Raw genomic sequence first — 16545 nt, 5'->3', positions numbered from 1 at the left:
TGAGTTATAACCTGCGGACAGCGGTTTGTTTACCTCTTCACTGCTTGAATTGTTCGAAGACGGCGATACATAACATATAAATCACGTAAACGCCGAGATACGCAGATGGAATCAGAAAGAATGGGTCTATGAAGAGAGCGTGAAGGGTTGTCATAAAGACTGTGTTATTCTTTATAACAGAGTAAATGGTTGTGGATGATGCGCTAAAGGATACGATGGCCGAGATGAGGGCAACCACGTCGTAAACTAGCCGCAACCGATGCCACATGAAGTATGTACCGCTCATGACGACAGGTATAAAAATTATCCCGAGAATGATGATTGTTGTCAAAGTGACCACTCCAATTACAGGGTGGTCACTTTTTGCCAATTTGATACCCACTTCAGAAAGAAATAAGAGAACGTCTAATGAATGGTGTCTTGCCCTGTGGCCGAATCCATCGATTTTATCGGAAGGTAAAGCATCTAATCCGCTGTAATCCAAAGAGTAGTAAACCCATGCCCGAGCGACTGAGATGATCCCGTATTGCCGATTGAGAAATACCAAATAAAGGTGAGTTCGGATACACAGCACTCACGGACTTTCAATAACGCAGTAATGCTCAGCGTAGTAGGTTCATTGATAGCTTTTAGTATATCGGCCAGTTCCTCATGCCCCGTAATATCACCTAAAGTATAAATGAACATTGATTATATGATTTACAACGTTTCCTTAAGACCAGCCGGAAAATTATATCGTGGTACGGCTAAAATTCCTCATCGTAAATTTTGACTCAAAAAGTCTCCATCCTATACCTTGAATATGCGAGTTACACCCAGCTCGTCACATAGTAATCCAACCTGGTTCCCCTTCATTACATGCCGATGCTGTATTTCCGCATCGGACTCAATCAACAAGGGGGAATGCAATATGGCAACACGAAAGAACCATGAAGTTGCAATCCATTGTCGGGAATACCTCGGTAGCAAGACCATTGAGGCTATCTTGATTCTCCTGCTATCGATTGAAGAGGATGGTGGCTGTGATGAATGACAAAGAGCTCCTATTCCAATTCGATCCTATGGACCCGAAGTTCCTATTAGAGGGAATGTGGCGAGCTCGTCATGTTATAAAGGATGCTCGTAGAATCTTTGTCCTTATTCGGGTTTCCACAGGAAAAGAGTCTCAAGACACTAGTATTATCCATCAGTTGGAACACGCAAGGAATTACGCTTACCAGACGGAATCGCAGGTAGTGCTGTGTTAGTGTTCACTGTGTTGGTCGCAAAACGGTTGGACGTACTCAAGGAATTAGAACAGGAAGAACTCTAGATCTACTCACCGTTCACAACTAATCTAGAACTTTATCGTGTTTGTACTTGGGTATTGCCCATTATCATCTATCAATACGAGACTTTTCTATCAATTTACCCTCGTGAGAATTCGCAGATAATTCTCCCCCTCATCTTTATGTTTTCTTTATACCCAAGCCTCAAATTCCCCACACCGTTTTTACGGATGACCAATTACCATGTTACGAGTCAGGAGCAATCCAGGTTTCATGCGCGCTTTTATGGGAAATGGGATTAGTTCACAAGGAGGGGCAGTATGGGGGACTTCATAGCACTGGCAGTCACCGTCTTGTGTTTTGGTGGGTTCATCTACCTCATTCGAGTTTTTGACAAGGCCTAACAAGGAGGCAGCATTATGTGGGTCCTATTGTTAATTGCGATCGTCCTGGCGATTTACTTGATTTACGTTGTCTTTCATCCGGAACAGTTTTAGCAGGTAACGTAAGCCAACGAGGAGTGAGGCATCTTGACTGTTAACGGTATCGTTCAAATATTGTCTGTGGTGGGTCTCATCCTGCTCATAGCTATCCCACTCAGTGGATACATCTATGGGGTATTTACCGGAAAACGCAGTATTCTCGAACGGGTATTCAGCCCAGCAGAGAGGGGTATATACAAACTCGCCGGAATCAATCCAGCCGTGGAGATGGATTGGAAGGTGTATCTCAAATGCCTGTTGCTTGTCAATCTGGTCATGATGGTATTTGTCTACCTTGTCTTTCGGCTACAAGCCTGGTTGCCGTTCAACCCAGATCACATCAAGAACATGCCTTGGGACCTAGCATTTAATACCTCTGCGAGTTTTATCACGAACACCAATTGGCAGAATTACGCTGGCGAGCAATCCTTGTCGTACCTCAGCCAAATGATCGCGATCCAATACTTGCAGTTTACGTCCGCAGCGACTGGTTTCGCTGCCGCGATTGCTATTGTTCGGGGAATTGTGGCAAATAGGTCCACAACAATCGGCAACTTTTGGGTCGACCTTGTAAAGGCAAACACCCGGTTGCTGCTACCGGGTGCGATTGTGTTTGCCATTGTTCTGGTCGGTCTCGGACTGCCGCAAACGCTTCACGGTGCACAAACTGTCCAAACACTAACTGGTACGGTGCAAACCATTTCGCGCGGTCCAGTCGCGTCACTGGAAGCCATCAAGCAATTGGGTACGAATGGCGGAGGGTTCTTTAATGCGAATTCAGCACATCCCTTTGAAGATCCGTCAGCCTTGACAACCCTATTAGAAATTCTTGCAATGGCGGTCATACCTACCGCACTGGTGTTTTCCTTCGGACGTTTTCTTAAGAACCGTAAACAGGCGGTTATCCTATACTCGGTTTTGACCGGCTTACTGCTTGCTGGGGCGTTCACGGTGTACGCAGCGGAGACCGCAGGGAATCCCATTCTCCACGACTTGCTGGGGATATCAGGGCCGAATATGGAGGGGAAAGAAGTTCGGTTTGGTCCGGCGCTAAGCAGTTTATTCACAGCAGTGACAACCGCCTACACGACTGGTGCCGTCAATAACATGCATGATAGTTTGACACCTTTGGGCGGCTTGGTACCGCTGCTGTTCATGATGTTCAACCTCGTATTCGGAGGGAACGGCGTAGGGCTTATCAATATCATCATGTATCTTATTATCACGGTGTTCCTCGCCGGATTGATGGTCGGGCGGACGCCGGAGATCTTCGGTAAGAAGATAGAAGCGCGCGAAATTAAATTGGCAACGTTCGGCATACTGATACACCCATTTCTGATTTTGGTAGCAACGGCGATAGCCGTCAGTACGCATTCAGGTGTCTCATCCATTGCCAATCCGGGGCTTCATGGACTTTCGGAAGTCCTTTATGCGTACACGTCTGGTGCCGCCAACAACGGATCAGCCTTTGCAGGACTGAGTGGCAACACGCCGTTCTACAATGTTTCTCTTAGTCTAGTCATGTTACTGGGACGATTCCTGTCACTTATAGCCATGTTTGCTCTTGCCGGGTCCCTTGTGATCAAGCCGGTGATTCCGGAGAGTTCCGGGACGTTGAAGACAGACACTTTTTCGTTCGGCATGGTTTTTCTCGCCGTTGTCATTATCGTTGGTGCACTTACGTTTTTCCCGGCTCTCGCGATCGGCCCGATTGGCGAACACCTCCAAATGATGGCTGGACAGGTCAACCATTAAGAATTTTCCGGGAGATGGGCATAAAGGAGACGTTTTGAATGGAAAAAACAACGGGTACGCTCTCGCGTGGTATGGTGAGCCGGGCATTCGTTGAATCCTTTGTCAAACTCGATCCGCGCGTCATGGTTAAAAATCCAGTGATGTTTGTTGTTGAAGTTGGATTTGTGATTACTGCATTGCTGACATTCTTTCCGAACTTGTTCGGCGGGCACTACGGTGCGGATCAGCGTTGGTTCAACCTCGTCGTGACGGTCATCTTGCTGGTAACCGTGCTCTTCGGAAATTTTGCGGAAGCCATCGCTGAGGGCCGCGGCAAAGCGCAGGCGGAGTCGTTGCGAAAGACGAAGACGGACCTCATGGCGTGGCGGCAGAAAAGCGACGGCAACTACGAGAACATACCCGCCAGTACCGTTCGCAAAGATGACATTGTGAGAGTCCGCGCAGGCGAACTGATTGCCGCAGACGGCGAAGTCATAGCGGGTCTGGGGAGTGTAGACGAGTCTGCCATCACTGGTGAATCCGCACCTGTCATTCGCGGGGCAGGCGGTGACTTCAGTTCTGTTACAGGTGGTACCAAGCTGCTGTCCGATGAACTTTTGATTCAGGTCACTGTGAATCCGGGGAGTCGTTCCTCGATAAGATGATTGGGTTGGTCGAGGGCGCGTCACGTCAGAAGACGCCGAACGAGTTGGCCTTGTCCGTGCTGCTCGCGGGACTGACACTTGCGTTTCTGATTGTCGTGGTAACACTTCAACCCTTGGCGCGGTTTGTCCATGGATCCATTGATACTGCCACGTTGATTGCACTGCTAGTCTGCCTGATTCCAACGACGATCGGTGGCCTTCTGTCAGCCATCGGCATCGCCGGCATGGACCGCGTAATTCGGTTCAATGTGATTGCGAAATCTGGGAAAGCAGTCGAAGCGGCGGGCGACGTCAATACGCTGATTCTCGACAAGACCGGCACGATCACTATCGGAAACCGTTTGGCAAGTAGTTTTGTTTCGGTCGGCAGACACGAAGAACGTGAACTCATAGAAGTAGCCGTGCTGTCGTCGCTGTTTGATGAAACACCGGAAGGGCGCTCGGTAGTTGATCTGGGAAGGGAACTGGGTGTCCAAGTGAAACGAGAATCGTACGCCGATTCCAAGAATGTGGAGTTCTCTGCGGATACTCGGATGAGCGGGTTGGATTTTCCGGATGGCACTCTGGTGCGCAAGGGCGCGGTGGACTCGATGAAAAAGTACGTGGTCGAACAGGGGGCGTTGTTCCTGCTGATCTGGACACAAAGACCGAGTCCATTGCCAAGGAAGGAGGCACACCTCTAGCTGTAGCCCGGGGGATGAGTTGCTCGGTTTGATTTACCTCAAGGACATCGTCAAGCCTGGCATGCGTGAGCGGTTCGAAGAGCTGCGGCGAATGGGCATTAAAACAGTCATGTGTACGGGCGACAATCCATTGACCGCAGCGACCATAGCACTGGAGGCAGGCGTTGACGACTTTATTGCTGAGGCCAAACCTGAGGATAAAATGCGGTTGATTCAACAGGAGCAGGAACAAGGCAAACTGGTTGCGATGTCTGGTGACGGGACCAACGATGCGCCCGCCCTTGCACAAGCAGATGTCGGTTTGGCCATGAATACCGGGACGACAGCCGCCAAGGAAGCTGGAAATATGGTGGATTTGGATTCGGATCCAACCAAATTGATTGAAGTCGTTTCGATTGGCAAGCAGCTTTTGATTACTCGTGGGGCCATTACGACATTTTCCATTGCGAACGATGTCGCGAAATACTTTGCGATCATCCCGGCGATGTTTGCCGCAGTCGTCCCGCAGTTGCATGTATTGAACATCATGTATTTGAGCAGTTCCCGGAGTGCCATTCTGTCTGCTTTGATTTTCAATGCGTTGATTATCCCGCTGCTCATCCCGCTTGCCATGAAAGGGGTCAAGTACCGGCCGATGACGGCAACTTCTATGCTGCTTCGGAACCTGGCAATTTACGGATTAGGTGGCGTTATCGCACCGTTCGTTGGAATTAAGGTCATAGATTTGCTGCTCACCGTGTTGGGTATTGCGAACATTTAGAGGAGGGATTCAGATGATAAACGTGATTCGTGCCATTCGGTTGAGTTTGGTCCTGGCCCTCATTCTGGGTCTCGGTTACCCATTGTTGATTACTGGTGTCGGTCATTTACTATTTCCCCGTCAGGCTGAAGGGTCAATGATCAGTGAACATGGGCGGGTTGTCGGTTCCACCCTGATTGCACAATCCGTGACCAGTCCGGGATTATTTCACCCGCGGCCATCGGCAGTCAATTATGCCGCTAATGGGTCAGGTGGATCCAACTTGGGGCCGACAAATCCGGCACTTGTTAAAGAAGTGGAGAGCAACCTGAAAGCCACAGGTCTCCGAGGGAGTCAGGTTCCGCCCGATATGGTGGAGTCCTCTGGTTCCGGACTGGATCCCGACATTTCTCTCGCCAATGCGTATGCACAGGTTCCACGGATCTCTAAGGCGACGGGAGTGCCGGAAGCAAAATTACAGTCACTGGTTCAGACGAATGCCGTTGGTCGTTTCCTTGGAATTTGGGGAGAACCCTATGTGAACGTCTTGCAACTTAACATGGCTATGCAGAGTTTTAAGGGCTAAATAGTCGTTGGATAGCATCCGATTTGAAAGGATGCTGTCCTTTTGAACGTTTGACAACGGGGGAGAGATGTTCGGTGAATGACGTGCATCAAACGGGCATCAACACGCCACCCGCTGACAATGTACCGAAGCGCAAGTGTGGTAGGTTGCGGTTATTCATTGGGGCTGCCCCGGGCGTAGGCAAAACTTACACTATGCTGCGTGAGGCCAATGCGATGCTGCAACAGGGGATAGACGTCGTGATCGGATATGTTGAATCTCATCATCGACCGGAAACTGTGCGCCAAATCGGTGAATTACAGGTACTCCCACGTAAGCAAATTGAGTTCGTAGGTCGAGTGTTTGAAGAGATTGACCTGGATGCCATTGTCACGCGGGCGCCGGAAGTGGTTGTGGTGGACGAACTAGCCCACAGCAACGTGCCTGGGTCTATGCATCCGAAGCGATACATGGATGTGGAATACCTGTTGAATCAAGGCATCCATGTGATGACCGCTGTGAATGTACAACACATTGAAGGGGTTCACAAGGAAGTCGAAGAGGTCGTGGGCATTCGCGTCCGGGAAGTGATTCCAAAATCGTTTGTCAGACGGGCGGATGAAATCGAAGTCATTGACGTGACACCGGAAACGTTACGGCAGCGGTTGCGGGATGGAGACATTTATCCAATCGGCAAGGTCGGTCAGGCGCTGAACCACTTTTTCAGGAAAAGCAACCTCTCAGCGCTCCGGGAGTTGGCCTTGAGAGAAGTGGCGGACGGCGTAGATGCACGGTTGCAACAGTCACTGGATCGCAACCAAGTGACCGGTCCGTTTGGTGCGAAGGAAACGATACTGGTCTGTGCCAACTATCTCGAACGCTCTGAGAAGCTCGTCCGCAAAGGGCACGTGATGGCCGAGAGAATGAATGCAGATCTGGTTGTCCTTACGATTTTAAACGCACCTCGCGATGATCTGACTCCGAAGGCTGGGGAAAAGGTATCAAGACTAGTCGAGATCGCTCACAAGTATGATGCACAGCAGGTATTGGAAATACGGAATGACAGAAGTATTGGGGCTGTCATCATGGAAGTGGCACAACGGGTGAATGCCACTCAAATCGTAATGGGGCAACCGCAAGGGAACCTGCTCTGGACAATGTGGAAGGACAATCCAGTTCGGTATCTGCTGTACAACATGAAGTACCTCGACCTTCGCATTGTCGGGTGGAAGGATCCGCGGGGCGGTAGTTATCCGAATGAGGTAAAGAGGCCACAGTCGACATCCGTCCGATCTGGTGAAGAGTCGCGGAAGGGACGCCTAACGATTTACGTTGGCGCCGCGCCCGGTGTTGGAAAAACCTACACGATGCTGCGGGATGCAAATGACTGGGCCGACAAGGGCGTGGATGTTGTGATTGGCCTGATTGAGACACATGGACGCTCCGAAACAGCGCAACAGGTAGGCAATTTAGAAGTACTGCCAAAGCTACGATTGTTTTTGGAAGGAAGAACATACGAAGAGCTGGACGTTGACCGGATTGTCCGGCGTCGCCCCGAGGTTGTGTTGATTGATGAGTTGGCGCATACCAATGTCCCGGGGTCCCAAAGGGAGAAGCGTTACCAGGACATCGAGTACCTACTCGAATGTGGTATCGATGTTGTTACGGCTGTAAATATACAGCATCTTGAGAGTTTGCGGGATAAAGTCGAGCACATTACGGGTGTGAGGGTTCGGGAACGCATTCCCGACTGGTTCATGGATTTGGCGCGGGAAGTTAAACTCATTGACGTGACGCCGGAAACACTACAACAGAGACTCGTAGATGGGAAAATTTATTCTCAAGACAAGATAGACCGGGCGTTGAACCACTTTTTTCGGCTGCCAAACCTGGCAGCACTGCGCGAGATGGCTTTACTTGAGGTTGCAGATGACGTGGAGCAGCGGCTCGACCGACAGCAGAGCAGAGGAAAGAAAAACCGGGCCAGAGACAGCATTTTGGTATGTGTGAACTATCGTCCACATTCAGAGAAGCTGATTCGGCGGGGATGGCGCATTGCAGACCGCCATAATGCCCAATTGTTCGTACTCGTAGTGGTTGGAAGTAAACCGATGACCACGGATGAGCAACGAGATTTAGCCCGAATTCAGAGCCTGAGCAACCAATTCAATGCTGTATTTTTGCAGAAACAAGCCTTGGAACAAGAAGTCGGTCAGGTCATTGTCGACACGGCCAATGATTTGCATGTCACACAGATTGTTATCGGTCAACCGCTTTCGGGAAAGGGGTGGCTACGTCGGTGGAAAGCTAATCCTGTTGGTTACGTATTGCAACATGCAGAATTCGCCGACTTACACGTTGTCTCCAACACGCGGGAGACGTGAGCCATTCAGACGAACATGAGGTGCAGCAATGGGACCTAACGAAGAAGTGTATACGTTGGCACAGGTTCGTGTGGTTCCATACAACGCCTATCTTTACTTCTTTCCCGGTGTGGGGCGTATACAATAATGTCTGTGAGCAACACCAGCACAGGATTTGGTCTAACTTGACTGGAACCGGAGGTAGCGTGTACCTAAATGAGTGAGCGTGAACGCAGTGAGCTGGAAATAGAGGCTAACCTTGATACTGGACCTGTCCTTGTGTGTATTGGTACAAGTCCGTTTACGGAGAACATGATCCGTATGGGGCAACAAATGGCCGACAGACTGAAAACCGAATGGTTCGCCCTGTTTGTCGACAATGCAAAAACAGTGCCAACTACCGAAGAAGACGTCAATCGCCTATCCTTTCACATGCAACTGGCGCAGCAGCTTGGTGGCGAGGTGGTGTCTGTTACTGGAGAGCGCATCGGCGAGACAATCATCGAATTTGCGCGGTCCAAACATGTGAGACACATTATCATTGGGAAGCCCGAAGAATCGCGACTGACAAATTTGCTGCGTCACTCCATCATTCAACAGCTGTTGAACCAGAGTGATGGTATGGTGATACACGTGATTCCAGGACGGATGGATGTCACGGAGAGTATTGTCCACGACATGCCAGGAGTTCGACACAGGTGGCATGCATACGTCCTGGTTACTGTCTTTGTCTGTCTTCTAACCGTATTGTTGCATCAGTTCAACGTGTCCCGAGACTTGGTGAACATTGCACTAATATATCTGCTTCCAGTCCTTGTGAGTGCAGTGCGTTGGGGGCTCGGGCCGGCTTTTTTTGCTTCTGCTATAGGCGTCGTTGCCTTTGATTTCTTTTTTGTACCGCCTACGCACAGTTTCACTGTTGCGGATTTGCAGTACCTTGTTTCCTTTGCAGTCTTTCTTGGTGTCGCTACGCTCACGGCCAGTCTGGCGTCACGACTACGAACGCAACTTTATTTTGCGAAACAACGTGAGGCAAATACCGCTGCATTGTACGCATTGAGCCGCCAAATGACGGCTGTATCAGGGTTAGGAAATGTCCTTCAGAGTATCGTGAAGCAAATTTCCACAACGATAGGTCACGAGGTGGTCATCTTTCTTGGGGACAATCTGCGTGATTTACATCTAGCGGTAAGCTCGCGGGAAGAAATGCAGGACAGTGAAATACAAGGCGATTACGGTGTCGCCCGGTGGGTATACACACATGGGGAAATCGCTGGCCATGGGACTCGTAACCTTCGTCAGTCGCCTGACCTGTATCTCCCCTTGAAAACAGATACCAAGATTCACGGTGTATTAGGGATCCGGATAGCTCGGGGGCTCACGCCCGATAAACTTCGTCTGCTTGAGGCACTGGCAGGACTATCAGCCATGGCTTTGTCTCGTATCAAGTTGGAAGAAGAGGCGAAAGTTGCGCACCTTACTGCAGAGTCGGAGCGGCTCCGAACCGCATTGTTGGACTCCATCTCACACGAATTACGGACTCCGCTTGCCGCCATTATTGGTTCTGTCACCGGTCTGATTGAGACGGGCGAAGTGCTGTCCACAGAGGATCGGCAGGAGCTTCTGTACAACATTCGGGATGGAGCGATGCGTATGAATCGGCTCATCACGAATCTGCTTGGTATGGTTCGCCTGGAGAGTGGAATGTTGCGACTGAACAAGAACTGGTGTGATATTCAGGACATTGTAGGTGTTGCTTTAAATCAGTTCCGAGAAACACCCGGGCACCGAATTGTCGTGACATTTTCCGATAACATACCCCCGGCTCCCCTTGATGATGTACTGATGGAACAAGTCCTTGTTAATCTGTTGAGTAACGCCATCAAGTACTCTCCTGTTGGCAGTGAGATCACTCTATCAGTCACGTTCGACCGAGAACAGCTCGTGGTTCGGGTCGCAGATGAGGGAGTTGGAATACCTGTTGGGGAACACGAAAAGGTATTTGATAAGTTTTATCGGGTTCAGTCCGGACTGAAAGTTCCCGGTACAGGACTGGGTCTCGCAATTTGCAAGGGTATTGTCGAAGCACATGGAGGGACCATCACCGCAGCACCGAATTCACCTCGCGGCACGGTGTTTACGGTGACCGTTCCTATTGATTCGGGCAGTCAGTTTTAGGGGAGGATGCTATGTCTGGCAATGGGGCAAAAATTCTCGTGATCGATGATGAGCAACAGATCAGAAAACTACTGCGCGTGACATTACAGGCACATGGATTTGAAGTCATTGAATCACCGACAGCTGACGATGGGCTGATGCAAGCTGCAATGTCTCGTCCCGATTTGATCGTTTTGGACCTCGGACTTCCGGACTTGCCAGGGATTGAGGTTCTTAAGCGGATCCGAGAGTGGTCGAATACTCCGGTCATTGTACTGACGGCGAAGGAACAGGAGGCCGATAAGGTAACGTTACTCGACGCGGGAGCAGACGACTATATGACGAAACCCTTTGGAATGGGAGAATTATTGGCAAGAATTCGTGTGGCTTTACGTCACGTTGCAGGCGCATCAACTGAGCCTGTCCTGGTGTTCGGGGAGCTGACCATTGATTTAGCGAAACGCATCGTTAAGCGTTCAGGCGAAGCAGTGAAGTTAACGCCAACCGAATATGACCTTTTAAAGGTCCTGGCAACGCATGCAGGACGTGTGATGACACACCAACAATTGCTGCAGCACGTTTGGGGTAGTCTGGACGAGCAGTTAGATAGTCAGTACCTCCGTGTGTACGTGGGGCATCTCCGAAAGAAGCTGGAAGAGGATGTTACGCACCCTAAATATATTCTCACGGAGCCAGGAATTGGTTATCGATTTGCTGACTTCTCAGTATGATTGTTTTAACACTGGATGTTGGTAAAGCAAAACAGTGGGGACAGATTACAAGTAGACGACGGATGAATACGCATGGCATTTGTAGTAGCCATCTGTGGCATTTTACTATTAAATCTGCCAACATTTACGGTTCGCCATATTCATACATAAAAATCCCCCGAATATACGGGGGATTAAAATAACCTGCGTTGGTTCGTCTGTATTTACTGTTTTTTATTACCTCTTAATGAAAAGGCAATGGACACACCAGATAGCAAAATTGCCACAATGGAAACCGTAAGTACCCAAGTGTCGGCCGTCGTCCAACCGAGCGAGAACGAAGCCGTTGAAGTATTTTCGGCTGCATTACCAGACGAACTTGTTGGTGTCGGTTGGGTATTACTAGTTAGAACTTGTGTGATGGAGTGCGGTGTTGCAGATCCAGGTGCACCTGTCCATTCCACAATGGTTCCGTCTTTGTAATACTGGTAGGCGTTCCAATCAAGCGATGCTGGTTGTTTTGGATTAGTTGCTATAAACGGGAATTCCATAAATTGTCCGGGTTGAATACCAGATCCAATGGTTCGCCAAGTAACGACCTCATCCTGGCCTGTTTTTTGTGCTTGAACGGTCCAACCGGCAACAGGTTCGTACTGCTGAAACTGAACACCATTCGGTATTTTAAGAACAACCTTCATGGTAGGATCCGTTTTTTCACACGGAACACGCATAGTGTATTCTTGCCAAGCACCAACAGTAGATTGAGCTGGGTTTACGATAACGTGTGCAAATGCGGTAGCTGTGACGGATAGAGTGGCAAGTCCACTACCGACGCCAATAAGACTGCGTATCATTCGATTCATCATAAAGCACTCCATTCTTCTATAAGCTCTATTGGCCGACGGAAATCGGGAAGGTAACGTTCAGATCCGTAAATGAATTAGTTAAAATGTCCACTGTGACGTTCCAGCGACCTCCACCGGAGAGGTTTAATCCTTTTCCCGAATAGACTCCAAGTCTCTCCCGTGTAAGCCTTAAGTTCTCAGCACCTTGGGGAACAGATGCAGAACTGAATTCGAGAGTAACTTGTTGGATGGTTCCAAGCGGTTTGCCCTTGTTGTCTGTTACAGAAACCGTGAACTGGTTCTCCCCTACATGGCTTGGCGTGATCGAAAGCGTTATTTTTTCGTCCGAAATCAACCGAGTTTTGTGAACCGGTCCAGGGTTATTCTGGCCTGTCGGTAGATTTGTTAAAAGGGCTGTCGCAACAAATACAGCTAGACTAACGACAAACTCTGCGGCCACAAAGGTCCGTAGAGAAACCGTCACCTTGGTTCTTTTAGCCCAGTGAATGGCTGCCAGTAGTAGCATTGCGCCGAATAATAGCAATTTCACCAATAAAGTTTGACCATACTCGGTCCGGAATAAGGCGTACCAGGTTGGAATGTGCAAAAACGCCGCATAAAAACCAGTTAGTCCCAACAAGATCACACTTGAAACGGCAACAATTGAGAATCGTCTAATCGAGTGAAGAACCTCGCTATGGCCAAACAACTCAGGTTTTCGTAACGACATATTGATTAGCACTAGCGATGCAATGATCCCACCCACCCAGATAGAAGCAGCGTAGATGTGGATGATCACCGCAAACACAGGTAGGGTTGGATTACTCTCCGCTACGGCATGGCCTGTTAATCCTATTGTGATGGGAATCAGGAAGCCTGGAGAGACTATCCACCACCAACGATTGCGAATTCGAGGACTCATGAGAACGGCTATAACCGGCGGTACGATAAGGAGCAACAACATTTGTATAACCCAGAGGTAGCCAAAGAGTGTAAAATTTAAGGTTCTCAAGAGATACCTCGGAGAGAATGATGTAAACCCATGTACACTCCAGGTAATTGCCGCCTGTATCGGCAGACTGAATGCCACCCCAACAGTCATGAGCGCCCAGCCTAGTCCGATTACCCACCTTTGAATTCCTCGTAACCCCGCCGCAGTCGAAATAGGCCATAGAAAGCGAAAAAACACGACTACGCCTATTATCAAAGCGAGTCCTAGATACTCCGAACATCTATCCAATAACATGGATGGACCGGGTGTATATCCAGTCTCGGTTGCCCCTAGATGGAGCGAATTAACGTCGACTTTGATACCAAAAGGAATGGTTCCTTGGACCATATGCCCATCTGCCGAAATCACCTGCCAGTGAATGGTATATATACCTTTGGGCAAATTTGATGGAACCCGACACTTAATTTCGTTATGGTCCTGTGGGTCAAGTTTAGCGTCTTGCAAGTCAACTCGGTGATTGTCCTCGTCTGTAACCGTCAATCCGTCTGGAACGAGTTGTACATTCTCGTCAAAACGGACTTCGATTATGGACGGGGCATTGCTGAGTGACTGGCTGACAGTTGGACTTGATTGCACGACATATGCATGGGCGCTTGCCACCATAGGCAGTGAAACCATAGCCATAAACAATCCGAAAAGGGCTAATACGACGATTTTTATTTTTTGAATCAGTTTTGTTATGTAATCACCCGCTCCAGTTTCAGTATTATCGCTACCTAGCCATAGAAGGAGGACAGGTAAATCGTAAACCTAGAGCACATGCGTTGATCTAGCCCCAAAGGGCTATTATTGTGACAAGACTCCAGCAACTGCACGTGAACGTGGTAAAGTATTCAGAACTCTTAGGTTATCATTCCCGATACTAGGGGTGTTAGGTACGGAGCGATTTGGCTTGTTGAATAGCCACGGAGAAAGACAACGGACTAGATAAGTACAAGGCAGGAGTCAAACCGTCAGAATCACTACCACCGAAGGAAAGTAGCAACTTTATTGACTAGAAGACATTGATGTCATCTGTGACTTATAACTCATCCGATGGGACACAATCGCAGGCGCTAAAAGAGTGATAACTAAGATAAAGGACACACCAACAAGTAGCCATATGATACGCAGCATCATCTTCGTGGTAAGTGCTATAGGATGTGCATCTCCGATTTGCACATTCAAGATGTGGGAAAGTAATAAAACGGATCCGACGAAGACAATAAGTAAAAATCCTAACACGCTGATTCTTGTAGTCAGAATGATAATTACGACAAGCGTTATCGTCGAAAGAAGCACGGTCATAATTCTCGCCTCCCTTTTATTACATCACCCAGTTAATTGAAACGATAGGTGCCGTACTCTCATGTGTACGTGCTCCAATGCACGTTATGTTGGCCCGAAAGGGCTATTTTTGCCTCGGCTATGACATTCACCTACGAATGTAATCCTGTGTAATCCTGGAATATGTAGTGGTATGCGCACAATAGAATAGCCTTAGTGGACAACTAAAAGGCCCCCTATATAGCCCGGTGCGGAGGTATGGAAATGAGTAATCAGAAGGCTAGTTTGTTGATTACAGGAATGCACTGTGCGGCTTGCGCATCCAGGATCGAGAAGGTGGTAAAGAAACAGAATGGTGTCGTAGATGCAAATGTAAATTTAGCAATGGAACGTGCTTTAGTCGTGTTTGAACCTGAACATATCGACATAAACGACATTATCGCTCGTGTTGAGAAATTGGGGTATGGTGCGAGAGCTTATCAGAACTCTCGTGCTTTGCCAGAGGGGGAGAACTGGGACTCTCTCGAAATGTTTTTGTTTTCAGCTATACTATCTCTGCCATTTTTCCTATCGATGTTGAACATGTTCGGATTAAGCGTTGTACCACATGTATTTTTGAACCAGATTGTTCAGTTAGGGCTGGCAACTCAGATTCAGTTTATTGCAGGTTGGAGTTTTTATGTAGGCGCCTATAAGTCACTTCGTGGGCGAAGTGCAAACATGGACGTGTTGGTAGTTTTGGGAACATCCACTGCATATTTTTATAGTGTATGGATGATCCTAACAGGCAGTGAAAATGCATATTTCGAGACTAGCGCAGTGATTATTACTTTGGTTCGACTTGGGAAAATACTTGAAACAAATGCAAAGTCACGTACAAAAGATGCACTCAACAAGCTTGCCCAATTGCAGGTGAAAAATGTTCATCTTCTACGTCGGGGAACCGAAACAGAGATTTCAATTCAGCAAGTGGTCGCAGGCGACTTGTTAGTTGTTAGACCCGGAGAAAAAATTCCTGTTGACGGCCACGTTGTGAGTGGAGAGTCTAGCGTAGACGAGTCGATGCTAACTGGGGAAATCCTCTCCATTAGTAAGAAACATGGGGACTCTGTTTATGCGGGTACACTAAATCAGTATGGGGTTCTACATATTGCTGCCACAAGAATTGGTTCGGATACTGCACTTGGGCAAATTGTTCGACTAGTAGAGGAGGCACAGGGGACAAAGGCACCCGTACAGCGTTTGGCAGACACAATTTGTAGTGTCTTCGTTCCCATTGTAATCGTCCTCTCACTTGCCACTTTTGTCTTTTGGTATTTCGTACTGGGAGTCCCTGTGTCAAGCGCCTTGCTGAACACAACTGCAATACTGCTTACGGCTTGCCCCTGTCCACTTGGCCTTGCGACTCCCGCCGCACTCATGGTTGGAACAGGACGTGCAGCACAACATGGTGTGTTCTTTAAGGGCGGAGAGCAGTTGGAACAACTTCAAAGGACCAAGGTCCTAGTTATCGACAAGACCGGAACAATCACGGCTGGGAAGTCGACCGTTACAGACATTCTTCTTGCTAACCACCCAATGATAAAATCAAAGGGAGAGCTGCTTTATCTCGCTGGAAGCGCAGAACTCCCCTCTGGTCACCCGTTGGCGTCGGTTATAGTGGAATATGCCAATGAGTACACCCGACTATCGGAACCATCTGACTTCCTGTCCCTAACCGGTCGTGGAGTTCGGGCCACCGTCAAGGAAAATGAGGTGTTGATTGGTAACATCCAATTGATGAAGGAACATGATGTGAATACAGCCGGGCTTCCGTTGTTGATAAAAGAGGACCTTGAGAAGGCTGGGAAAACCACTGTAATCATTTCTGTAAATGGGCACATTGCAGGACTAGTCGCCGTATCAGACAGCGTCAAATCATCGTCGTATCACGCCATCGCCAATCTCAAGGCGCTTGGTATGCACATCGTCATGGTCACGGGGGATAACTTAAAAACCGCACAGTTCATAGCCGATCAGGTCGGAATTCACGATGTATTAGCTGAGTTGACACCGG

The 16545-nt window shown here is 48.7% G+C and carries 10 protein-coding genes and 2 pseudogenes; 9 read left to right on the top strand and 3 right to left on the bottom strand.

Annotated features, from left to right (window positions below):
- Nucleotides 1-37 precede the first annotated feature (37 nt).
- The gene (locus NZD86_RS19780; protein WP_268043774.1) at nt 38-331 is read right to left on the bottom strand and encodes a transposase; all 294 of its coding nucleotides are present in this window, start codon (nt 329-331) and stop codon (nt 38-40) included.
- A 579-nt stretch (nt 332-910) separates the two neighbouring features.
- Between NZD86_RS19780 and NZD86_RS19775 the strand changes: the two genes are divergently transcribed.
- From NZD86_RS19775 to NZD86_RS19745, 8 genes and pseudogenes are all read left to right on the top strand, one after another.
- Nucleotides 911-1033, top strand: coding sequence for a hypothetical protein (locus tag NZD86_RS19775; protein ID WP_268043773.1), 123 nt, complete (start codon nt 911-913; stop codon nt 1031-1033).
- Between the two features lie 654 nt (nt 1034-1687).
- Nucleotides 1688-1765 (top strand): K(+)-transporting ATPase subunit F, encoded by a 78-nt coding sequence (kdpF, locus tag NZD86_RS24830; protein WP_407655268.1) that lies wholly within the window; start codon nt 1688-1690, stop codon nt 1763-1765.
- Nucleotides 1766-1798: 33 nt separating this feature from the next.
- Nucleotides 1799-3505: a potassium-transporting ATPase subunit KdpA gene (gene kdpA, locus NZD86_RS19770; RefSeq protein ID WP_326492604.1), complete on the top strand. Its 1707-nt coding sequence runs from the start codon at nt 1799-1801 to the stop codon at nt 3503-3505.
- Between the two features lie 38 nt (nt 3506-3543).
- A pseudogene (gene kdpB, locus NZD86_RS19765) lies at nt 3544-5592 on the top strand (potassium-transporting ATPase subunit KdpB).
- Nucleotides 5593-5605: 13 nt separating this feature from the next.
- The gene (kdpC, locus tag NZD86_RS19760; RefSeq protein WP_268043772.1) at nt 5606-6157 is read left to right on the top strand and encodes a potassium-transporting ATPase subunit KdpC; all 552 of its coding nucleotides are present in this window, start codon (nt 5606-5608) and stop codon (nt 6155-6157) included.
- Nucleotides 6158-6231: 74 nt separating this feature from the next.
- The gene (locus NZD86_RS19755) at nt 6232-8520 is read left to right on the top strand and encodes a universal stress protein (protein WP_268043771.1); all 2289 of its coding nucleotides are present in this window, start codon (nt 6232-6234) and stop codon (nt 8518-8520) included.
- A 195-nt stretch (nt 8521-8715) separates the two neighbouring features.
- A complete protein-coding gene (locus tag NZD86_RS19750) occupies nt 8716-10677 on the top strand; it encodes an ATP-binding protein (protein WP_268043770.1) in 1962 nt (653 codons plus the stop codon).
- Between the two features lie 11 nt (nt 10678-10688).
- Nucleotides 10689-11387, top strand: a complete 699-nt coding sequence (locus NZD86_RS19745; protein ID WP_268043769.1) for a response regulator — start codon at nt 10689-10691, stop codon at nt 11385-11387.
- Nucleotides 11388-11590: 203 nt separating this feature from the next.
- Here NZD86_RS19745 and NZD86_RS19740 read toward each other — a convergent pair whose 3' ends face one another.
- The gene (locus NZD86_RS19740; protein WP_268043768.1) at nt 11591-12220 is read right to left on the bottom strand and encodes a YcnI family protein; all 630 of its coding nucleotides are present in this window, start codon (nt 12218-12220) and stop codon (nt 11591-11593) included.
- Between the two features lie 37 nt (nt 12221-12257).
- The gene (locus NZD86_RS19735; RefSeq protein WP_268043767.1) at nt 12258-13847 is read right to left on the bottom strand and encodes a copper resistance CopC/CopD family protein; all 1590 of its coding nucleotides are present in this window, start codon (nt 13845-13847) and stop codon (nt 12258-12260) included.
- Between the two features lie 900 nt (nt 13848-14747).
- On the opposite strand from NZD86_RS19735, the pseudogene NZD86_RS19730 reads away from it, so the two are divergent.
- Nucleotides 14748-16544 (top strand): annotated as a pseudogene (locus tag NZD86_RS19730) (heavy metal translocating P-type ATPase); the annotation flags it as partial.
- Between the last annotated feature and the right edge of the window lies 1 nt (nt 16545).

The organism is Alicyclobacillus dauci (genome assembly GCF_026651605.1).
GTDB classification, from domain to species: Bacteria; Bacillota; Bacilli; order Alicyclobacillales; family Alicyclobacillaceae; genus Alicyclobacillus; species Alicyclobacillus dauci.
The sequence above is the reverse complement of the archived record's forward strand: the minus strand, read 5'-3'. Positions and strand labels throughout refer to the sequence as shown.